General features: G+C 63.3%; 17 protein-coding genes and 1 pseudogene. 11 read left to right on the top strand and 7 right to left on the bottom strand.

What is annotated here, in order from left to right; translation table 11 throughout:
* Positions 1–78: 78 nt before the first annotated feature.
* Genes REH59_RS19415 through REH59_RS19400 form a run of 4 tightly spaced genes read left to right on the top strand, consistent with a single transcriptional unit; the run spans position 79 to position 3,308 of the window.
* Positions 79–396: a hypothetical protein gene (locus REH59_RS19415; RefSeq protein WP_014861516.1), complete on the top strand. Its 318-nt coding sequence runs from the start codon at positions 79–81 to the stop codon at positions 394–396.
* A 22-nt stretch (positions 397–418) separates the two neighbouring features.
* Positions 419–1,564, top strand: a complete 1,146-nt coding sequence (locus REH59_RS19410) for a PQQ-dependent sugar dehydrogenase (protein ID WP_014861517.1) — start codon at positions 419–421, stop codon at positions 1,562–1,564.
* A 42-nt stretch (positions 1,565–1,606) separates the two neighbouring features.
* Entirely contained in the window at positions 1,607–2,713 is a 1,107-nt protein-coding gene (zapE, locus tag REH59_RS19405; protein WP_014861518.1) for a cell division protein ZapE, read from the top strand.
* A gap of 13 nt (positions 2,714–2,726) precedes the next feature.
* Complete coding sequence (locus REH59_RS19400; protein WP_004576772.1) at positions 2,727–3,308, top strand: DinB family protein; 582 nt, start codon at positions 2,727–2,729, stop codon at positions 3,306–3,308.
* Positions 3,309–3,381: 73 nt separating this feature from the next.
* Here REH59_RS19400 and REH59_RS19395 read toward each other — a convergent pair whose 3' ends face one another.
* The 5 genes and pseudogenes from REH59_RS19395 to yegQ form a co-directional block, all read right to left on the bottom strand.
* On the bottom strand, positions 3,382–4,380 hold the full coding sequence (locus tag REH59_RS19395) for an alpha/beta fold hydrolase (protein WP_012053114.1): 999 nt from the start codon (positions 4,378–4,380) through the stop codon (positions 3,382–3,384).
* Between the two features lie 75 nt (positions 4,381–4,455).
* Complete coding sequence (locus tag REH59_RS19390; protein WP_003248912.1) at positions 4,456–4,893, bottom strand: YqaA family protein; 438 nt, start codon at positions 4,891–4,893, stop codon at positions 4,456–4,458.
* Positions 4,893–5,321 (bottom strand): DUF411 domain-containing protein, encoded by a 429-nt coding sequence (locus REH59_RS19385; RefSeq protein WP_003248913.1) that lies wholly within the window; start codon positions 5,319–5,321, stop codon positions 4,893–4,895. The genes REH59_RS19390 and REH59_RS19385 overlap by 1 nt, the downstream gene beginning before the upstream one ends.
* Before the next feature lie 14 nt (positions 5,322–5,335).
* Positions 5,336–5,649 (bottom strand): annotated as a pseudogene (locus REH59_RS19380) (copper resistance protein B); the annotation flags it as partial.
* Positions 5,650–5,780: 131 nt separating this feature from the next.
* Positions 5,781–7,115 (bottom strand): tRNA 5-hydroxyuridine modification protein YegQ, encoded by a 1,335-nt coding sequence (gene yegQ / locus REH59_RS19375; protein ID WP_014861519.1) that lies wholly within the window; start codon positions 7,113–7,115, stop codon positions 5,781–5,783.
* A gap of 133 nt (positions 7,116–7,248) precedes the next feature.
* On the opposite strand from yegQ, the gene REH59_RS19370 reads away from it, so the two are divergent.
* A complete protein-coding gene (locus tag REH59_RS19370; protein WP_004576775.1) occupies positions 7,249–8,313 on the top strand; it encodes an AI-2E family transporter in 1,065 nt (354 codons plus the stop codon).
* A gap of 681 nt (positions 8,314–8,994) precedes the next feature.
* Here the strand turns inward: REH59_RS19370 and phnX are convergent.
* Together phnX and REH59_RS19360 are read right to left on the bottom strand one after the other, a co-directional pair.
* Positions 8,995–9,822, bottom strand: a complete 828-nt coding sequence (gene phnX, locus REH59_RS19365) for a phosphonoacetaldehyde hydrolase (protein WP_003250077.1) — start codon at positions 9,820–9,822, stop codon at positions 8,995–8,997.
* Positions 9,823–9,856: 34 nt separating this feature from the next.
* The gene (locus tag REH59_RS19360) at positions 9,857–10,963 is read right to left on the bottom strand and encodes a 2-aminoethylphosphonate--pyruvate transaminase (protein WP_012053112.1); all 1,107 of its coding nucleotides are present in this window, start codon (positions 10,961–10,963) and stop codon (positions 9,857–9,859) included.
* Positions 10,964–11,075: 112 nt separating this feature from the next.
* Between REH59_RS19360 and REH59_RS19355 the strand changes: the two genes are divergently transcribed.
* From REH59_RS19355 to REH59_RS19330, 6 genes are all read left to right on the top strand, one after another.
* The gene (locus REH59_RS19355) at positions 11,076–11,939 is read left to right on the top strand and encodes a LysR substrate-binding domain-containing protein (protein ID WP_003250081.1); all 864 of its coding nucleotides are present in this window, start codon (positions 11,076–11,078) and stop codon (positions 11,937–11,939) included.
* Positions 11,940–12,139: 200 nt separating this feature from the next.
* Positions 12,140–13,162, top strand: a complete 1,023-nt coding sequence (locus REH59_RS19350) for an AraC family transcriptional regulator (protein WP_014859321.1) — start codon at positions 12,140–12,142, stop codon at positions 13,160–13,162.
* 146 nt (positions 13,163–13,308) lie between these two features.
* Positions 13,309–17,754, top strand: a complete 4,446-nt coding sequence (locus REH59_RS19345) for an NEL-type E3 ubiquitin ligase domain-containing protein (protein WP_014859320.1) — start codon at positions 13,309–13,311, stop codon at positions 17,752–17,754.
* Between the two features lie 122 nt (positions 17,755–17,876).
* Complete coding sequence (locus REH59_RS19340) at positions 17,877–19,523, top strand: acyl-CoA synthetase (RefSeq protein WP_003250089.1); 1,647 nt, start codon at positions 17,877–17,879, stop codon at positions 19,521–19,523.
* Between the two features lie 13 nt (positions 19,524–19,536).
* Positions 19,537–20,304, top strand: a complete 768-nt coding sequence (locus REH59_RS19335; RefSeq protein ID WP_003250091.1) for an SDR family NAD(P)-dependent oxidoreductase — start codon at positions 19,537–19,539, stop codon at positions 20,302–20,304.
* Positions 20,305–20,315: 11 nt separating this feature from the next.
* Positions 20,316–21,509: an acetyl-CoA C-acyltransferase gene (locus tag REH59_RS19330; protein ID WP_014859318.1), complete on the top strand. Its 1,194-nt coding sequence runs from the start codon at positions 20,316–20,318 to the stop codon at positions 21,507–21,509.

Raw genomic sequence — 21,509 nt, 5'->3', positions numbered from 1 at the left:
CACACTTTTGCCGCGAACCCCTCGCGCCTTAGGCTATCAAACCCACCAGGCGCGGCATTTTCGTACAGGAGGTGAAGCATGACCCCGACATTGCCCATCCTGGCCCTCAGCCTGGCGCTGTGCCTGCCCGCGCACGCAGCTGCGCAGCAGCCCGTGCAACATGCTGCAGGCAACAGCAACCCTTACAACAGCCCGATCCAGCGGGCCAACCCCAACAGTCGTCAAGGCAGCATGCCAGCTACGCCTCCGGTACGTGGCCCGTCCACCGACCCGTACCAGCGCCCACCCACCCTGGACAACCGCGGCATCGGCAATGGCGACAACCTGCGCCGTCAGCAGCAAACCCCGAACCTGGAACCCACCCGGCCACCGCGCGACAACCCTCGTGCGCCTTAAGCCCACTTGAAAGGAATCCGGCATGCTTCGAGCACCCTGGCTAGCCACCCTGACCGCCGCCGCGCTGCTGCCACTGTGGGCGCATGCGGCGGCCGAACAGCGGTTCCCCAGCGAAGAAGGCACCTTGATCGTCGACACGCTTGCCGATGGCCTGCGCAACCCCTGGGCCCTGGCCTTCCTGCCCGGTGGCAAGGACATGCTGGTGACCGAGCGCGCCGGCAACCTGCGGCTGGTCAATGCCGAAGGCAAGGTCGGCCCGCCGATCAGCGGTGTACCCAAGGTCTGGGCCGAAGGCCAGGGCGGCTTGCTGGATGTGGCGCTGTCACCGGAGTTCGGCAAGGACCGCACCGTCTACCTGTCCTACGCCGAGGAGGGCAGTGACGGCAAGGCCGGTACTGCGGTCGGCCGCGGGCAGCTGTCCGAGGACCGCGCCCGGCTGGAGCATTTCACCGTGATCTTCCGCCAGCTGCCCAAGCTGTCGGTGGGTAACCACTTCGGCTCGCGGCTGGTGTTCGACCGCAACGGCTACCTGTTCATCGCCCTGGGCGAGAACAACCAACGCCCCACTGCTCAGGACCTGGACAAGTTGCAAGGCAAGGTCGTGCGTATTCTGCCGGACGGCGAAGTGCCCAAAGACAACCCCTTCGTCGGCAAGGACAACGTGCGCCCGGAGATCTGGTCGTACGGCCACCGTAATCAGCAAGGCGCCGCGCTCAACCCCTGGACCGGCCAGCTGTGGGCCCACGAACACGGCCCGCGCGGCGGGGATGAAATCAACATTCCAAAGCCTGGCAAGAACTATGGTTGGCCGATTGCGACCCACGGCATCAACTATTCGCTGCTGCCCATCCCCGAGGCCAAGGGCGAGCATGTGGACGGCATGGTCGACCCGCACCATGTATGGGAAAAGTCCCCGGGTGTCAGCGGTATGGCGTTCTACGACAGCCCAACGTTCAAGGCCTGGGACCACAATCTGTTCATAGGGGCGCTGGCCACGCAGGAATTGATCCGCTTGCAACTGGAGGGCGACAAGGTGGTGCACGAAGAGCGGTTGCTCGGTGACCTGAAGGCGCGTATCCGTGATGTGCGGGTGGGGCCAGATGGTTACCTGTATGTACTGACCGATGACAAGGACGGCGCGCTACTCAAGGTCGGCCTGGCCGACTGACGCGCGCCTGCACCGAGGGTGACAGTCGGGTAGAATGCGGCCATGGCCCTCGACCCCCAAACCCTCTACCAGCACGCCCTGAGCACTCGGGGCTACGTCGCTGACCCCGCCCAGGCCCGCGTCGTCGAGGCCTTGCAAGCCTGCTTCCAGTCCCTCGAGCAGGGTCGCCCCACCCAGGGCCTCTACCTCTGGGGCCCGGTCGGGCGCGGCAAGACCTGGCTGATGGACCAGTTCCACCAGTGTCTGCGCATGCCGAGCCGGCGCCAGCACTTTCATCACTTCATGGCCTGGGTGCATCAACGCCTGTTTCAGCTCAACGGCACCGCCGACCCGCTATTGGCCCTGGCGGCGGAGCTGGCGCGGCAAATCCGTGTGCTGTGCTTTGATGAACTGTTCGTCAACGACATCGGTGATGCGATCATCCTCGGCCGCCTGTTCCAGGTATTGTTCGATCAGGGCGTGGTGATTGTTGCCACTTCCAACCAGCCACCCGAGCAGCTCTACCGCGATGGTTTCAACCGCGAGCGGTTCCTGCCGGCCATCGCCGCCATTGGTCGTCACATGCAGGTCCTGCCGGTAGCGGGCGAGCAGGATCACCGCCTGCACCCCGGTGAAGCGCGGCAGCGCTATTGGGTAGCCGAGGCAGGGCAGACCAGCCCGTTGGCCGAGGTGTTTCGCCAGCTCAGCCCCAAAGACGCCGGCACGGATCAGCCCTTGATTATTGGCTCAAGGCACATTCACGTCGTGCGGCGCAGTGAGCAGGCTATCTGGTGTCGTTTCACGGATCTGTGCGATCAACCCTTGGCGGCCATGGAGTTCATGGCCTTGTGCGACCGTTTTCCCTCGATTCTGGTCTCCGGCATTCCGGCGCTGGGCGGGGAACAGCGGGCGGGGCGTATTGCCCGAGGCACCGAAGATGGCGCGGCGAGGGTCGTGGCGGGTGACCGTGAACTGCCGGCGCTGTCGCCCAAGGACGATGCGGTTCGCCGCTTCATTGCCCTGGTCGACGAATGCTATGACCGTCGGGTGGCGTTGTACCTGGAGGCACAGGTGCCGCTCGATGCCCTCTACACTCAAGGGTATCTGGCGTTCCCGTACCAGCGCACCCTCAGCCGGCTACGGGAGATGCAACTGCAACGCTTCGCCTGAAAAGGAGCCGACCATGCAGCCGCTATCGCATCATCTGCTGACCCAGGCCTATAACAATGGCTGGGCCAACCACCGCCTGTACAAGGCCTGCCTGCAACTGACCCAGGACGAGTTCGTCGCCCCGCGTTGCAGCTTCTTCCCGTCGATCAAGGCCACCCTCAACCACTTGCTGACGGTGGACTGGTTTTACCTGCATATGCTCGAGTGCGAGCAGCGCGGCGAGCAGCCCGATGCCGACGGCGAACGCTTTTTCGACCCGGAGCAGCCGTTTGCCACCTGCACCGATCTGCATGCCGAGCAGGCCCAGGCTGACCACCGTTTGATCGCCTACTGCCGGGGGCTGAGTGATGGCGACCTAGGCCGCTATGTGAGCGTCGTGCGGCCCGATCGGGTGCAGCGCGAGCAGCGGCTGCGGTTGCTGGCGCATCTGTTCGAACATCAGGTGCATCACCGTGGGCAGGTGCACGCAATGCTCAGTGATACAGCGGTCAGGCCACCACAGCTGGATGAGTTTTTCTGCGAAGAAGAGGCTGAGTTGCGGGCGGGCGACTTTGCCGAGCTGGGCTGGACGGAAGCGCAGGTCTGGAACGTGTAAAGGAACCCTGTGGCAGCAGCGGGCGTGCGCAAAATCCCAAAGCCTGCTGCTCCCACAGGGGCCAATCATTGGCTCACTTGCCCAGCCATTCGACCAGGGTGCGATTGAACCGCACCGGTTCCTCGATTTGCGGCGCGTGCCCCATGCCTTCGAACGTGATCAGCTCACCTTTGGGTATCAGCTTGGCCACCTGCGGCCCCAGCTCTGCATAGTTGCCCAGCTTGGCCTTTACCTCCGGCGGCGCGATATCGCTGCCGATGGCCGTGGTGTCCTGGTCGCCGATCAGCAGCAGGGTCGGCATCTGCAGGTGCTTGAACTCGTGGTACACCGGCTGGGTGAAGATCATGTCGTAGATCAGCGCCGAGTTCCACGCCACCGCTTCATGCCCCGGCCCTTTGTTCAAGCCCACCAGCATCTGCACCCAGCGTTCGTACTCAGGCTTCCAGCGCCCGGCGTAATAGGTCTTGCGTTCATATGCACGTACGCCTTCGGCATCCAGCTTGAGTTCGCGGGCATACCACTGGTCCACGGTGCGGTAGGGCACCCCCAGCGCTTTCCAGTCTTCCAGGCCGATTGGGTTGACCATTGCCAGGCGTTCCACCTGCTGGGGGTACATCAGCGCATAGCGGGTGGCCAGCATGCCGCCGGTGGAGTGGCCGAGCACAATGGTTTGTTTCACACCCAGCTGTTCGAGCAGGGCATGGGTATTGTCGGCCAGTTGCTGAAAGCTGTACTGGTAATGCGCCGGTTTGCTTGACGTACAGAAGCCGACCTGGTCGGGCGCGATGACCCGGTAGCCGGCCTTGCTCAAGGCGTCGATGGTGGTTTCCCAGGTGGCGGCGCAGAAGTTCTTGCCGTGCATCAGCACCACGTTGTGGCCGTTGGCCTGGCCCTGGGCGGGCACGTCCATGTAGCCCATCTGCAGGGCCTGGCCCTGGGACTTGAAGTCGAAATGCTTGAGGGGGTGCGGGTAGCTGAAGCCTTCAAGCTGGGGGCCGTAGGTAGGCGACTCGGCAGCGATGGCCGAACTGCTGGCAAGGCAGGCCAGGGCGAGGGCGGTTGCGCGCAGCATGGGGGAACTCCGTGTAGGGCCAGGTTGAATGGGGCGACTGTAACAGGCAGTGGACCACGCGAAACCTGAAAGGTGTTACCAGGCGTGAAACCAGCCCAGGGTGATCATGGCAAGCACTGCATAGCGGCCAGCCTTGGCCAGGGTCACCAGCAACAGGAAGCGCCAGAACGGCTCACGCATGATCCCGGCGATCAGCGTAAGCGGGTCACCGATCACCGGCATCCAGCTGAGCAGCAGCGACCATTGCCCCCAGCGTTGGTAGCGCTGCTGCGCACGCGCCAGCTGGGCAGCGCTGAAAGGGAACCAGCGTTTGTCGCGCAGGTGCTCGATGGCCCGGCCCAGCAGCCAGTTGACCACCGAGCCGAGCACGTTGCCCAGGGTGGCTACCAGCAGCAGGATCGCCCATGCCTCGGGCTGGCGCAGCAACAGACCGACCAGCACGGCCTCTGATTGCAGCGGCAGCAGGGTGGCGGCACCAAAGGCGCTGAGAAACAGCGCCCCCAGGCTGAGCATCAGTAGTTGGCGACCACGGTGTCCTGGCCATCCTGGGTCACCCCGATGACCTGGTAGGCATCCTTGTGGTCACCCATCTCCATGCCGGGCGAGCCCATGGGCATGCCCGGCACCGCCAGGCCCTTGAGGTCGTTGCGCTTGGCCAGCAGGCGCACCTGCTCGGCCGGCACGTGGCCTTCGACGAACTTGCCGTCGATCACCCCGGTGTGGCAAGACGCTAGGCGTGGCGCCACACCGAGGCGTTGCTTGACGGCGCTCATGTTTGGCTCGACGTGGTCGTTGACGGTAAAACCGTTGTCACGCAGGTGGCTGATCCAGGCCTTGCAGCAGCCGCAGTTGGGGTCGCGGTAGACGTCGATGGTCTCGGCGGCCTGGGCCAGGCCGGTGACGGCCAGCAGGCTCAGGGTCAGCAGATGTTTGCGCAGCATGGTGAAGCACTCCTTTAAAAACGCAGGCGGATACCGGCGACAAGGCGGGTCTGGCCCAGCTCTTCGCCGTCTTCCAGGGCCTGGTTGGCACGTGAGCCGCGCAGGCGGTTGAAACTGAGCCCGACGTAGGGGCGAAGCCGTGCGTGATCTCGTCGCGCAGGCGCAGGCCCACCTCGCTGTCGGCCAACCCCGCGCCTTGCTCGCGCCCGGCGTCGTTGCGCCCGTAGAGGTTGGCCTCCAGGGTCGGCTCCAGTATCCAGCGGTTGGTCAGCAGCATAGCGTAAGCGGCTTCCAGGCGCAGCGCGGTCTGCTGCCGCTCGCCTGCGTGCTGGCGGCGCCCAGGCCTTTGGCAAACGTACGGCGCGAGGGGTTGCGCAACATGGCGTGGCCTCATGCAGAAGCGCCACGATGTTCGCTGCCGCCGGCTGTCAGGTAGCTGAGGTGCACATTACAGTGTTGTCAGCTTGCTGCTTCGTCGATGCGGAGGTCGCGCATCAGCAGGCCGTAGTCGAGGGCAACCTGTTCCGGGATCGGCAGATACACCACGTGGCCATCGCCCGGTGCTACCTCGATGGCGTGCTGCTGGCGGTTGCACAGGCGGTGCAGGTCGAAGTGGTAGTTACCGCGCGGGGTCATCAGCTCCAGATGGTCGCCCACGGCGAAGCGGTTCTTCACCTTGACCTCGGCCAGGCCGTCGACGCGCACGCCGGTCAGCTCGCCAACGAATTGTTGGCGCTCGGACACCGAGTTGCCGCGCTGGTAGTTCTGGTACTCGTCGTGCACGTGGCGGCGCAGGAAACCTTCGGTGTAACCGCGTTGCGCCAGGGATTCGAGGTTGCCCATCAGGGCGCGGTCGAATGGTCGCCCGGCCACCGCGTCGTCGATCGCCTGGCGATACGACTGTACCGCGCGGGCGCAGTAGAAGTGCGATTTGGTGCGGCCTTCGATCTTCAGCGAATGCACGCCCATCAAGGCCAGGCGCTCGACGTGCTGAATGGCGCGCAGGTCCTTGGCGTTCATGATGTAGGTGCCGTGCTCATCCTCGAACGCCGGCATTTCAGTGCCGGGGCGGTTGCTTTCCTGCAGCAGGAACACTTGGTCGGTGGGCGCACCCAGGCCCAGGGTGGGCTGCACTTGGCGCACGATGTCACCGGTGGCGTTCTCGGTGGCCGGCGTGGCGTCGTACTTCCAACGGCAGGCATTGGTGCAGCTACCCTGGTTGGCGTCACGCTTGTTGAGGTAGCCCGACAGCAGGCAACGGCCGGAATAGGCCATGCACAGGGCGCCGTGCACGAACACTTCCAGTTCCATGCCCGGCACCTGCAGGCGGATTTCCTCGATTTCGTCCAGCGACAGCTCCCGCGACAGGATCACCCGGCTCAGGCCAAGTTGCTGCCAGAACTGCACGCTGGCCCAGTTGACGGTGTTGGCCTGCACCGACAGGTGCACCGGCATCTGTGGGAAGTGCTGGCGCACCAGCATGATCAGCCCGGGGTCGGACATGATCAGCGCGTCCGGCGCCATCTCGATCACGGGTGCCAGGTCCTTGAGGAAGGTTTTGAGCTTGGCATTGTGCGGGGCGATGTTGACCACCACGTAGAAGCGCTTGCCCAAGGCGTGCGCCTCCTCGATCCCCAGCGCCAGGTTGGCGTGATCGAACGCGTTGTTGCGCACCCGCAAGCTGTAACGCGGCTGGCCGGCGTAGACCGCATCGGCGCCGTAGGCAAACGCGTAGCGCATGGTCTTGAGGGTGCCGGCGGGGGCCAGCAGTTCGGGCTTGGCAGTAGGGTTCATGTGCGCACCGGGGCAAAAAGGCCGGGATGCTAGGGGCGATGGACAAGGCGCGTATTGATTTGCGTCAAGTGAGCACGGCACTTTTGTCCAGGTGCGGTGCACTAATCACTCATAAGCCATTTGAGGAACTGCGATGAACGAAACCGCGCTACAGAACAAAGCCCTGGCAGTACTCTTGGCGTTGGTGACCATTGCCTTCTTCTGGATTCTTCTGCCGTATTACGGCGCAATCTTCTGGGCGGTGATTCTCGGCATTTTGTTCGCCCCGCTGCAGCGTCACTTGCTGATCCGCTGCGGTCGGCGGCGTAACCTTGCCGCGGCCACGTCTACGCTGGTGTGCCTGCTTGTGGCGATCCTGCCGGTGATCATCACCAGCGCGCTGCTGGTTCAAGAGGGCGCCACGCTGTACCAGCGCATCGAAAGCGGGCAACTGGACATCGCCGGTTACGTCGAGCGCGGCAAGGACATGCTCCCGGCATTCGCCCAGCGTGGCCTGGACAACATGGGCATGGGTAACCTCGACGGGTTGCGTGACAAGATCGCCAAGTGGGCAACCCAGGGTAGCCAGGTATTGGCCAGCCAGGCGTTCAGCTTTGGGCAGGGCACATTCGAGTTCCTGATCAGTTTTGGCATCATGATGTACCTGCTGTTCTTTTTCCTGCGCGATGGTCCGGAAGTCGCGCGCCGGGTGCGGATGGCCGTCCCGCTGCCCGAGCACCAGAAGCGTCGTTTGCAGTTGAAGTTCAATCGTGTGGTACGGGCGACGGTGAAGGGCAACGTGCTGGTGGCCATTACCCAAGGTGCGTTGGGAGGCTTTATTTTCTGGGTGCTGGATATCCCGAGTGCGTTGGTGTGGGCGGTGCTGATGGCGTTTCTGTCGCTGCTGCCGGCGGTGGGCGCGGGCATTATCTGGGCGCCGGTGGCGGCGTATTTCCTGCTGACCGGGGCGATACTGCCAGGGGTGGTGCTTACCGCGTTCGGGGTGCTGGTGATCGGCCTGGTGGATAATGTGTTGCGGCCAATCCTGGTGGGCAAGGATACGCGCATGCCGGACTACCTGATCCTGGTGTCGACCCTTGGCGGGCTGGCGGTGTTCGGCCTAAACGGCTTCGTGATCGGTCCGTTGATCGCGGCGCTGTTCGTCTCCAGCTGGGCGATCTTTGCCGCGACCAAACCGCGGGTGCAATTGCCACAATAACGTTCTAGCTCAGGTTTGTCGGCCGTAGGAGCGGGTTTACCCGCGAAAGGGCCGGGCCTGCTGGCCAATCTCCACCCGCCGTTCACCGTTGCCGCCGCTAGCGTATTCGCGGGTAAACCCGCGCCTACGCCGGATCGGGGGTGGACACAGGTCGGTGGTTGGGCGCAGGCCGCGTGTAGGAGCGGGTTTACCCGCGAAAGGGCCGGGCCTGCTGGCCAATTACCACCCGCCGTTCACCGTTGCCGCCGCTAGCGTATTCGCGGGTAAACCCGCTCCTACGCCGGATCGGGGGTGGACACAGGTCGGTGGTTGGGCGCAGGCCGCGTGTAGGAGCGGGTTCACCCGCGAAAGGGCCGGGCCTGCTGGCCAATTACCACCCGCCGTTCACCGTTGCCGCCGCCACCGTATTCGCGGGTAAACCCGCTCCTACACCGGATCGGGGGTGGACACAGGTCGGTGGTTGGGCGCAGGCCGCGTGTAGGAGCGGGTTCACCCGCGAAAGGGCCGGGCCTGCTGGCCAATCTCCACCCGCCGTTCACCGTTGCCGCCGCTAGCGTATTCGCGGGTAAACCCGCGCCTACACCGGATCGAGGGTGGACACAGGTCGGTGATTGGGCGCAGGCCGCCGTAGGCGCGGCCTTGTGTCGCGCAAGGGCCGCTACCACTGCGAAAACGCAAGGGTCAGAAGGCTTGCGGCATCTCGCCCTTGGCCAGGCGCCGGTTGATATCGGCAATCACTTCGGGCAGGTCGTTGATGGTGTCGATCAGGTAGTGCGGGCGGGAGCCGGCAAACAGTGCATGGATGCGCTGGCGCTCGCTTTCCAGTTTCTCGGCACTCAACGCCCGGAAGCCTTCCCAGGTCAGGCCCAAGGCATTACCCGAGCAGACCAGCGCCACGGTCCACATGCCGGCACGGCGGCCTTCAAGAATGCCTGGCACGGTGTCGTCCACCTTCACGCAGGCCGCTACATCGTCAATCCCCAGCGCAATCACGTTGGCCAAGGCCTGGGCCGGCCATGGTCGGCCGTTCGGGGTTTCGTCGGTGGCCACGACATGGTCGGCTACGTAGCCGTTCTGCGCCGCCAGTTCCACCACCTTGTCCATCACCACTTTCGGGTAACCCGAGCACGAGCCGATCTTCAGGCCGTCCTGGCGTAGACCGGTGAGGGTGTCCAGCGCACCGGGGATCAGTGCCGAGTGCACGGCGATCTTCTCGATCTGCAGCGGCATGAAGCGGTTGTAGATGGCGGTGACGTCATCATCGGTCGGGGTACGGCCGAACACCTTGCGGTAGCGCTCGGCAATTTCCGGTACGTCGCACAGGGTGCGGATATGGTCCCATTTGCCCATGCCCATCGGGCCTCGGGCTTCTTCGATGGACACCTGCACGTCGAACTCGGCAAAGGCCTCGACAAAGATCTGGGTGGGGGCGAATGAGCCGAAATCGACCACGGTGCCAGCCCAGTCGAGGATGGCGGCTTGCAGTTGGGTGGGGTTGTTGTAGTTCATGTGCGCTAACTCCTGAATTCGGGTGGGCAAAGCGTCAGATGTCCAGCACTTCCATTTCCCGCAGCACCTCGGCCACGGCATTCACGGCGGCCTGCATGCCGTCCGCCCCGACCACGCCGATGCAGCCGACGCGGAAGGTTTCGACCTGGGTCAACTTGCCCGGGTAGAGAATGAAACCCTTGGCCTTGACCCGCTCGTAGAAGTCCTTGAACTGGTAGCGGGCATCGGTGGGGGCGTGGAAGGTGACGATGATTGGCGCCTGGATCTCGGCAGGCAGGAAACTGCGCAGGCCGATGGCTGCCATGCCGTCGAGCAGCGTCTTGCAGTTGTCTGCGTAGCGCTGGTGGCGGGCCGGAAGGCCACCTTCCTCGTTGTATTGCTGCAGTGCTTCGTGCAGGGCTGCGACCACGTGGGTAGGCGGGGTAAAGCGCCATTGCCCGGTCTTGGCCATGTAGGCGTGCTGGTCGTGCAGGTCCATGGCCAGCGAGTGGGCATTGCCTTCGGCGGCCGCCAGGGCGTTTTTTTCGGCGAAGACGAAGCCCATGCCGGGTACGCCTTCCAGGCACTTTCCGGAGGCCGCGATCAGCGCTTCGAAGGGGATTTCGCGGGCATCGATCGGCAGCGCACCGAACGAGCTCATGGCATCGATGATCAGGCGCTTGCCATGGTGTTTGATCACCTGGGCGATTTCGGGCAGCGGGTTCAGGATGCCGGTGCTGGTTTCACAGTGGATCAGCGCCACATGGGTGATGGCCGAGTCTTCGGCCAGCAGTCGGTCGACGTCGGCGGCGGTGGTCGGCTGGTCTTCGGCCGTTTCGAAGGTGCTGTAGGTGCGACCCAGCACTTTGCAGATCTTCGCCAGGCGCTGGCCGTACGCGCCGTTGATCAGTACCAGAACCTTGCCATCGCGTGGCACCAAGGTGCCGATGGCCGCTTCCACGGCGAAGGTGCCGCTGCCTTGCAGGGGCACGCAGTGGTGGCTGCTGGCGCCGTCGATGATGGCCAGCAGTTGTTCGCAGACGCTGGCAGTCAATTGGTTGAAGTCACGGTCCCAGGAGCCCCAGTCCACCAGCATGGCTTGGCGGGTGCGGATTGATGTGGTCAGGGGACCTGGGGTCAGCAGAATAGGGGCGTTGCTCATTCCGTTATTCCTCACAAGCGGTGGGCTGAAACTACGGGGCCTAGGTTGCAATTCGCACTGTCATCAATCAAATTGTTTGTTGTTATCCCAGCTATAAGTCAGGCCGATAAATATGAACCTGTTTCAGCTACGCGCCTTCGACGCCGTGGCCCGTGAGGGCAGCTTTACCCGTGCTGCCGAGCGCCTGTTCATCAGCCAGCCGGCGGTGACCGGGCACGTCAAGGCCCTGGAGGAGCACTACCAGATCACCTTGTTGCGGCGTACTGCACGGCGCGTGGAGCTGACCGAGGAGGGCACGCGCCTGGCGGCCATCACGCGCGCCATGTTCGGCCTGGCTGAAGAAGCGCAGGCCATGCTCGAGGCCAACCGCCAGTTGCTGACCGGGCGCCTGGAGGTAGCCGCCGACGGTCCGCACCGGGTCATGCCGATGCTGGCGCTGCTGCGTGAGCGGTACCCTGGCGTCACCGTCAACTTGCGTCTGGGCAATGCACAGGAGACGTTGGCTGCGCTGCTCGGCGAGCATGCCGACGTGGCAGTGCTGACCGAAATCGAGCCGCGCAAAGGGCTGCACCTGCAAAATCTCTGTGAGTCGCGCCTGTGTGCGTTGTTACCCGTGGGGCACGCCTGGGCCAGCGAGCGGGAGGACTTGCCGTTGGCCGAGCTGCACCAGCAGATCATGGTGCTGCGCGAACCCAGCTCCACCACCCGGCGCACCTTCGACAAGGCCTGCATCAAGGCGGGCGTGCAACCGCGTGTATTGCTGGAGCTGGACAGCCGGGAGGCGGTAACCGAGGCAGTGGCCTCGCAGCTGGGTATTGGCGTTGTTTCTTCCACTGAAGTGGCCAATGATCCCCGTGTGGTGGCACGACCCTTGGCCGGCGAGGGCCTTGTCAACCAACACGTGATCGGCTGCCTGGAGCGCCGTCGCGAACTGCGCCTGATTCAGGCATTCCTGAGCCTGGCAGCGGGGCTATGATGGCTGTTTGCTGCGGGGCACCCTAGGCTCTGTATGAAAAGCCTTGATACTCGGTGATGCTGCGTTGAAAACAGCCTCGGAATGCTCATTTACAACCCGTAAACTCCGCTTCCTCGGCTGTTTTCGCCTTGCCTGACCTTCGTCTCAAGGCTTTTCATACAGACCCTAATATGGCCGGCAATCAGCCGACAGGACCGTCGATGAGCGACAAAGACACCATTTCCATGCAGCTGGTGCGCGAAGCGCTGTTGCAGACCTGCCCTGCCGGTGAGCCTGACAGCGGCTTGCTGGCCAGGGCGGGCATCGCCGTTGAACAATTGCACCTGCCAGAGGCAAGGGTCAGTGCCGAGTCCTATGCCCGCCTGTGGCGCTTGCTGGCCCGGCGCTGCAACGACGAATTTTTCGCGATGGACCCGCGCGGTCTGCGCAGTGGCAGCCTGGCATTCATGTGCCGTGCCAGCATGGGCCAACCAACCCTGGGTGCAGGCCTGGACACCTCGCTGGCATTTCTGTCGCTGATGCTTCAAGACATGCAGCCCAGCCTGGTGCGCCAGCAAGGCCTGGCCGAAATTGTCATCAATGAGCCGCGTGACGAACCGCGCCGCGCGTTCACCTATTTCACGTTCTGGATGATCGTGCATGGCGTGACCTGCTGGCTGGCCGGGCGGCGTATCCCGATTCTGAGCATTGATCTGCGTTGTACCGAACCACCCTTTTGCGACGACTACCGGGTCATGTTTTCGGAAAACCTGCATTTTGAGCGTCCACGCACACGCATGATCATCGCTTCGCAATGCCTCGACTTGCCCCTGCGGCGCAGTGAAGAGGAACTGCAGCGTTTTCTGGCCGAAGCGCCGGGCAATATCCTGGTCAAATACCGTGACCCGGCCAGCCTCGGGCGGCGTATCCGCACCGACCTGCTGCGCCTGGCCCCTGAGCAATGGCCCGATGCTGACCGCCTGGCCCGGCAGCTGTGCCTGTCGCCATCGACCCTGCGGCGGCGCCTGGCAGAAGAGGGGCAGAACTACCAGGGCTTGAAGGACAGCGTACGACGGGAGCTGGCGATCGCCTGGCTCAGCCAGGAAGACGTGGCCATGGGCGAGCTTGCCGAGCGTTTGGGGTTCGCCGACAGCAGCTCGTTCTATAAGGCATTTCGCAAGTGGTTCGGCTGCAACCCAGGGCATTATCGGGCATTGATCCAGGCGCGAGGGGCAGGGCACTGAAGGGCGAACACTTCCCGTCGTAGTGCATTACCGCGCGGGCCCAGAAGGCTTACCGAGCAGGCGCCGATCGAACCCGTTCCCTCTGCATCCTGGCCCGGCATTTGAACAACATGGTTGGCTTCGTCAAATAGCGGGGGGAACCCACCATGATTATCAATACGACGGGCCATGACCCATTCATCGGTGCCCGATTACCTGAGTGGCTCAAACGCGCGTCACGGGGCCAGATCAACACCCTGCGCACCAGCCTGAACGCGCACCACGCCAGCCAGGCACGCTTGAGTGGCCTGACGCTTGAGTTACTGCCGCTCCAGCAGTTTGCCGAGAAGCACCTGGCGGCTTTGCTGGATGCACCGTTGCCGGACGGGCAGGTATTTGCCCAGCTCGAATGGCTGCGGGTAGCGCCGCGCTTCGGCACACTGCCAGGTACCTTGCAACAGACATACGGGTACAGCCAGACGCGTGAAAACGGGTTACTGCGGCTGATGCGCAACTTTGCTGCGAATACCCGCTACTACGAGGGCACGGGGCTGGTTTTGCCAGGCAGCGATAAACCATTGAATGCATCGCTGGAAGCATTGATTACGGCCTGTCGCAATCTGGACGTTGGTCAGCGCTATCAGGACGCGTTGCAAAGGATCTTCCCGCCAGCTACCCAGGCGGTGCTGGCTGAAGACAAACGTTCGGGGCTGAAGCTGGCGACCGAGCTTGCGGCTTTGCAGGGAAACATAAGCGTCGATGTGCAGCTTGCACTGCGCGAGCTGGTGGACCACGGTCAGGAGCAGCGACAACAAGGGCTTGAAGGCAAACCCATGCTGCTGAGGGCACTAGGGAAACCTGTGGTCGATGGCTTGCTGATCCACCTGCAAGACAAGACGGGAAATGAACGGGGCATCGTACTTTACCTGCCTGGTGATCCCCGGCAGGCATTGCGGTTCTTCGATAATGCCGCCTCCATGAACAGTACCGTGGCGATGTTGTTGCCAGATCCCGGTTACTGGCAGTACTTCACACAGCTCATCAGCCTTGAGCACCGTGCAGGTTTTGTCAGTACCCTCGGCAAGCGCTTGAAAGACAAGCTGCCGGACCTGGAGCTTGAGGGTGAAACTCCTGAAGGAGGGATCTTCACGCAACTGGCGACTCGGCAAGTGCAACGGGCCAAGGAAGATGCCCGGTTGCTGCTGGTACCGACTGCCGACGCTGATAGCCTGGCGGTAAGCGCCAGACACGCTGAGTGGAAAGCGGCAGGTCTGGACCTGGTAAACCTCGCCGGCTTGTTCATCCCGGCTGTGGGCGGCGTGCTGCTGGGTCAGGTGGTTGCCCAGACGTGCGCTGAAGTGTTCGAAGGGACACGGGATTGGTCGAGAGGGCACCAACACGAAGCGCTGCAGCATCTGCTGGGGGTTGCCGAAACCTTGGCGGCTACCGCTGCGACGGTGGCGGGTGTCAGTTTTGTGCGCAGTGCGTTTGTCGCGGGCCTGGAGCCGGTAAGCCTTGGGAATGGGCGCGGTCGCCTGTGGCAGTTCAACGCCAGGAATTATCGATCACTGCCGGGCGCTATCGACCTGTTTGAAGAGGGACGCTATGGCGAGGTGGGCCGCCGCTGGGTCCGTATCGATGGGCGCAACTTCGAAGTGCATCAGCCTATCGCCGATGGCCCCTATCGGCTGCGCCATGTAGCGAGTGAGGGCGGCTACGGGCCGGTCGTGTTGCACAATGGTGAGCGTGGCTGGCAGCTGATGCGTGAGCAACCACTCAGCTGGCAGGCGCCTGCTCGCATGCTGGATGCATTATGGCCACAGCATTCCCCTGTCGACGCACATCAGGCCGAGCAGATCATGCGGGTGGCAGGTATCGATGCAGATTTGTTGCGCGGCGTTCTCGTGGAGAATCGCCCGGCGCCGGTGAGCCTTGGCCAAACCTTGCGCGCCTTCCAGGCGCATGCACGCATTCAAACGTTTTTCGAGCGTGTTCGACTGAAGGCATTGGTGCCATCGGACAGTGAACTGCTGGCCTGGTGTGAAGCAAGGCCAGACGTGGGCGCCGGACTGGAGCAGATCCGGGTGCATGAGGCCGGGTTGCGGCCGCAATTGTTTGCCCACCTGACAGAGCAGTCACTTGCAGCAGACCCGCTGAGCATGTTGGTCAAGCGGGACTTCCCGGGTTTGCCTTCGGCCTACATAAATGAAGTAACCGGCCAAGCACATGAGCTTGAGCACCAAATGGCGCGGGTCGAGCGGCGGCTGCCATTGCCGTGCGCGAAGAACGCCCGTTCGCTCTTGCGTCTGGCTCGCCTGAGCCGGGGGCTGGCGGGATTGTATCTGAGCACAGCGTACAGTGATGTCACCGGCGAGTTGGCCCTTGCGTTGCTGGATAGCTTCGAACTCGAGCAACTTGACCTCGACTTGCGTGACAGCGGGCTGGATGGGCGGTCTATCAGGCGCCTCGGTAGCGGCGGGCGAACCGAGGCAAGAAGAATAGTGGTCCGGCATGAAGGCAGGTTTCTGATCTACAACGGGTCAGGTGTGCCACATGTGCTTATTGCTGACGAGCCGGGATGTATCTTCGAGGCGCTTTTTGCCGCACTGACATCAGAGCAGCGGGCAGCGATGCAACTGGTGGGCAGTGCTGCGGCGAGCCAATTGCGTGAGAAACTTCTGGCGCGGTTACCCGCTTCCCATTGGGATATCGCGCGCATGCTCGGCTGGCCAGAGGAGCAGGCCTGGCTCAATCCAGGGCGTCGCATGGACGATGGGCGCGTGGGATACCCGCTCAGTGGCCGCCCTGGCGCTGCACCCAGGGATGAGCGGGCGATCATTCGTGACCAGCTACGGTCGCTTTATCCTGGCCTGGACGAGGCCGCGCTCGATGTGGAGCTGGTGCGTGTGCAACAAGGCCCGCAGCCAGTCTTCGAGCGCCTGGTAGAACTGCAGGAAGCCCATGACCAGCTGGTGCTGTACCTGAATCGCTGGGTCGGTGCCGAGTTGCAGGAGGGTCGACGCGCCGCCCGCAGGTTGACGGCCGATAGCATCCTGCGAGCCTGGCGACTGCAGGGCGAGCCTGGTTCGGCCGGCGAGGGGCAAACACAAGGGCAGCGCTTGTCGATGAGCGGTTTGAGTTTGCGCACACTGCCGGCACTGCCGCCGAACATCGATTTCCATCGCATTACCCTGCTGAGCGTGAACGACACCCGGATTACTGACATACCGGTCGACTTCCTTCGCCCCTTCACTGCCCTGACGCACCTGAACCTCAACAACAACGCGTTGATGCGTCTACCAACAGGCATTGCCCATTTACCGAATCTTCAATCGCTTCGGTTGGCGCATAACGAGATACGCCTCGATGCCCAGGCGATCGGCGTTTTGCATGGTTTGTCCAACCTTGCGCATCTTGATCTCAGCCATAACCGGCTGGAAGCGCTGGACATGAGCTTCCACCAACTTTCTCGGCTGACAAGCCTGAACCTGCGTCATTGTCGCCTGGGCAGTTGGCCGCGTCGCCTGGAGCTCTGTGGTCTACTCGAGTGTGCTGACCTGCGCAACAATCAACTCCGCGAAGTGCCCACCGAGATCCAGCTGATGCCTTATGCATTTCGACGCGCCATTCTGATAGAAAACAACCCCTTGTCGGTCATGCAGCAAAGAGGGTTGTATGCACTCGATGTGATCGAAGAGCACCGGCACTCCCCTGAGCAGTTGGGTTCAGTTGACCTGGTCAGGGCCCGTACGCGTTGGGTAGGCCATACGGATGCGACGGTTCAGGCCGAGCGGGAGGGCGTGTGGCTGCGGTTGCTGGAGCAAGCGGGTAGCAGCGGGTTGTTCAGGTTGTTGGCTCGCCTGGAGATGACAGCGGACTACAGCGAAGCGGGTGAAGGGCGGGATGCGCTGGTTGACGGCGTATGGACACTGCTGGCTACGCTGGACGGCGACCCGGTGCTGTGCCGGCGGATCTTCGAGCAGGCCGGCCTGCCACTGTCATGTTCGGACGCCGTTGCCAGTCACTTCAGTGCACTGCAAGTATCGGTGAGGCAGGCGCAGGCAGAAGCCGCCGCAGCCAACCTTGAAAGCAGGGGAGAGTTGCTCGAACTGGGTAGGCAACTGTTCCGGCTGGATCAACTGGAAGGGATTGCCTACCAGGATGGCCGGCAGCGTCTGGCTGCCAGTGAACATATTGACCAGTTGGCATTGGGGCTCGCTTACAGGGTGCAACTTCGTAGCCGGTTGCAGCTGCCCAACCAGCCATATGCCATGCGCTATCCCGAAGCTGTCGCGCTGACACAGGCCCAGATAGAGGATGCGTTCCTGCGGGTTACGCGCGCGCAGACCATCGAGGGCCTGACCGATAGCCTGAGCCAGCGCGCGTTCTGGCGACGTTACCTGCGCCAGCAACATGACCAAATGTTCGATGCCCTCAGTGCGGACTACACGCGGCGCACGCTTGAGCTGCAGGCTCAACGTCCTGTCTTGGCGCCGGCGGCCTTCGAGCAGCAACTACACCGGCTGCAGGCACAGCAGGATCTCGACATCGAGCGCCTGGTCGCAGGGCTCACCCAGTCCTACCTGCGTGCAGCCGAGCGCGCAGAGGGGTGATGGGCGGCGGCCAAACCAGTCATCCAGATTGACAGCTTTGGCCATTGCCGCCGCGCATGAGCGGCGCGAACATCGTCGGACCGATGCTTCAACTCCAAAAACAAGAAACCAGGAGTCCGATGATGCGCGATTACGCCGAGGCCGCTCGCACGTTTGACCATGACCAGGCCGTTGTGGCGGCATTGCACGGCAATCTTGAAGCCCTTAATGCCTGTGTCGAATGCTGTGACCGCCATGCCGGTGACGGCAAGCTGGCACTGATTCATGAAGACCGCGATGGTAACAGCGCGCGCTATAGCTTCGATCAGCTTCAGGTGCAGGCTGCCCGGTTCGCCAATGTGCTAAAGGCGCAGGGGGTAGGCGCAGGCGACCGGGTTGCCGGCTTGATGCCGCGCACCCCCGAACTGTTGGTGACCATCCTCGCTACCTGGCGCCTCGGGGCGGTTTACCAGCCCTTGTTCACCGCGTTCGGCCCCAAGGCCATCGAGCACCGGCTTGAGCAATCCCATGCCCGAGTGATAGTCACCGATAGCCACAACCGCGCCAAGCTGGACGATGTGCACGTCTGCCCGACCATCATCACTGTCAAGGCCCGCAGTGGTGAGCTGGACTTCCAGCAATGCCTGGAGCGCGCAGCGGACGTATGTGAGCCGGTGATGCGCTCAGGCAACGATCCATTCCTGCTGATGTTCACTTCTGGAACCACTGGCCCGGCAAAACCCCTGGAAGTGCCACTGCGTGCGATCGTCGCGTTTCAGGGCTACATGCGTGATGCCATCGAGCTGCTGCCCGAAGACAACTTCTGGAACCTGGCCGACCCGGGTTGGGCGTACGGCTTGTATTACGCCGTTACCGGCCCATTGTCGCTGGGGCATGCCACCACGTTCTACGATGGCCCGTTCAGTGTCGAGAGCTGCGCCCGGGTGATCGACAAGCTGGGCATCACCAACCTGGCCGGCTCGCCCACCGCGTATCGCTTGCTGATTGCGGCGGGCAAAGATTTTTCGGCACCGATCAAGGGTCGTCTGCGGGTGGTCAGCAGTGCCGGCGAACCGCTTAACCCCGAGGTGATCCGCTGGTTCGCCGACGAGCTGGGCGTGACCATTCACGATCACTACGGCCAGACCGAACTGGGCATGGTGCTGTGCAATCACCATGGTCTGCAGCACCCGGTGCACCTGGGCTCCGCCGGTTATGCCATCCCCGGCCACCGCATCGTGGTGCTGGACGAACAGGGCAACGAGCGGCCAGCCGGCCAGCCAGGCATCCTCGCCGTTGATCGCGAGCAGTCGCCGCTGTGCTGGTTCGGCGGTTACCACGGCCTGCCGACCAAAGCCTTCGTCGGCAAGTACTACCTCAGCGGCGACACTGTCGAGCTGAACCCGGATGGCAGCATCAGCTTCGTTGGCCGTAGCGACGACGTGATCACCACCTCCGGTTACCGGGTGGGGCCGTTCGATGTGGAAAGCGCGTTGATCGAGCACCCGGCGGTGATCGAAGCCGCGGTGATCGGCAAGCCCGACCCGGAGCGCACCGAGCTGATCAAGGCGTTCGTGGTATTGGCCAGCGGCTACGCCGGCAGCGTCGAGCTGGAAGAAACCTTGCGCCAGCACGTGCGCCAGCGCCTCTACGCGCATGCCTACCCCAGGGAAATCGAATTCGTCAGCGAGCTGCCCAAGACCCCGAGCGGCAAGCTGCAACGCTTCATCCTGCGCAACCAGGAAGTCGCCAAACAACAAGCGCAACAGGCCACCCCTGTCAGCGTCTGAAAGGAAAGTACTCATGCACATCGCCAATAAACATTTCATCGTCAGTGGCGCCGCTTCCGGGCTGGGTGCCGCGACTGCACAGATGCTGGTCGAGGCTGGCGCCAAGGTCATGCTGGTCGACCTCAATGCCCAGGCTGTCGAAGCCAAGGCCCGCGAACTGGGCGACAACGCCCGTTTCGCCGTGGCTGATATCAGTGACGAGCAGGCGGCCCAGTCGGCTGTCGATGCAGCTGTCAGCGCCTTTGGCAGCTTGCATGGGTTGGTCAATTGTGCCGGCATCGTCGGTGCCGAGAAGGTGCTGGGCAAGCAGGGCCCGCATGGCCTGGCCAGCTTCGCCAAGGTCATCAACGTCAACCTGATCGGCAGCTTCAACCTGTTGCGTCTGGCGGCGGCGGCCATGGCCGAAGGGGCTGCCGATGAGAGCGGCGAGCGAGGGGTCATCATCAACACGGCCTCCATTGCCGCCTATGACGGCCAGATTGGCCAAGCCGCCTACGCTGCCTCCAAGGGGGCCATTGCCAGCCTGACCTTGCCGGCTGCGCGCGAACTGGCACGCTTCGGCATCCGCGTGATGACCATCGCGCCGGGCATCTTTGAAACACCTATGATGGCCGGCATGAGCGATGAGGTGCGTGCTTCACTGGCTGCCGGCGTGCCGTTCCCGCCCCGCTTGGGCCGCCCGCAGGAATACGCCGCGCTGGCCCGCCACATCATCGAGAACAGCATGCTCAACGGTGAGGTCATCCGCCTCGACGGTGCGCTGCGCATGGCTGCCAAGTAAGGAGAGCGAACATGACCCTCGCCAATGACCCCATCGTTATCGTCAGCGCCGTGCGCACGCCCATGGGCGGGTTGCAGGGCGACCTCAAGAGCCTGACTGCGCCGCAACTGGGCAGCGCCGCCATTCGTGGTGCCGTGGAACGTGCCGGCATCGATGCCGCCTGTGTCGAGCAGGTACTGTTCGGCTGCGTGCTGCCGGCCGGCCAGGGCCAGGCGCCGGCACGCCAGGCCGCGTTAGGCGCCGGGCTGGACAAGCACACCACCTGCACCACCCTGAACAAGATGTGCGGCTCGGGTATGCAAGCCGCGATCATGGCCCATGACCTGCTGCTGGCCGGCACCGCAGACGTGGTAGTGGCGGGTGGCATGGAAAGCATGACCAACGCGCCGTACCTGCTGGACAAAGCCCGTGGCGGCTACCGCATGGGCCACGGCAAGATCATCGACCACATGTTCATGGACGGCCTCGAAGACGCCTACGACAAAGGCCGCCTGATGGGCACCTTTGCCGAGGACTGTGCCCAGGCCAATTCTTTCAGCCGCGAGGCCCAGGACCAGTTCGCCATCGCCTCGCTGACCCGAGCGCAGGAAGCCATCAGCAGCGGCCGTTTTGCCGCCGAGATCGTGCCGGTGGAAGTCACCGAGGGCAAGGAAAAGCGCGTCATCAAGGATGACGAGCAGCCGCCCAAGGCACGCCTGGACAAGATTGCGCAGCTCAAACCGGCGTTTCGTGAAGGCGGCACCGTGACGGCGGCCAACGCCAGTTCGATTTCCGACGGTGCTGCGGCGCTGGTGCTGATGCGCCGCTCCGAGGCCGACAAACGTGGCCTCAAGGCATTGGCCGTCATCCACGGCCACGCCGCCTTTGCCGACACCCCGGCGCTGTTCCCGACCGCCCCGATCGGCGCGATCGACAAACTGATGAAACGCACCGGCTGGAACCTGGCCGAAGTCGACCTGTTCGAGATCAACGAGGCCTTCGCCGTGGTCACCCTGGCGGCCATGAAACACCTCGACCTGCCACACGACAAGGTCAATATCCACGGCGGCGCCTGCGCCCTCGGTCACCCGATCGGCGCTTCTGGCGCACGTATTCTGGTCACCCTGTTGTCGGCCTTGCGCCAGAACAATCTGCGTCGGGGTGTGGCGGCCATCTGCATCGGCGGTGGCGAGGCCACGGCCATGGCTGTTGAATGCCTGTACTGA

The sequence above is a fragment of the Pseudomonas sp. BO3-4 genome (assembly GCF_034044115.1).
Lineage (GTDB): Bacteria > Pseudomonadota > Gammaproteobacteria > Pseudomonadales > Pseudomonadaceae > Aquipseudomonas > Aquipseudomonas alloputida.
This window is presented reverse-complemented; position numbering and strand designations above follow the sequence as displayed.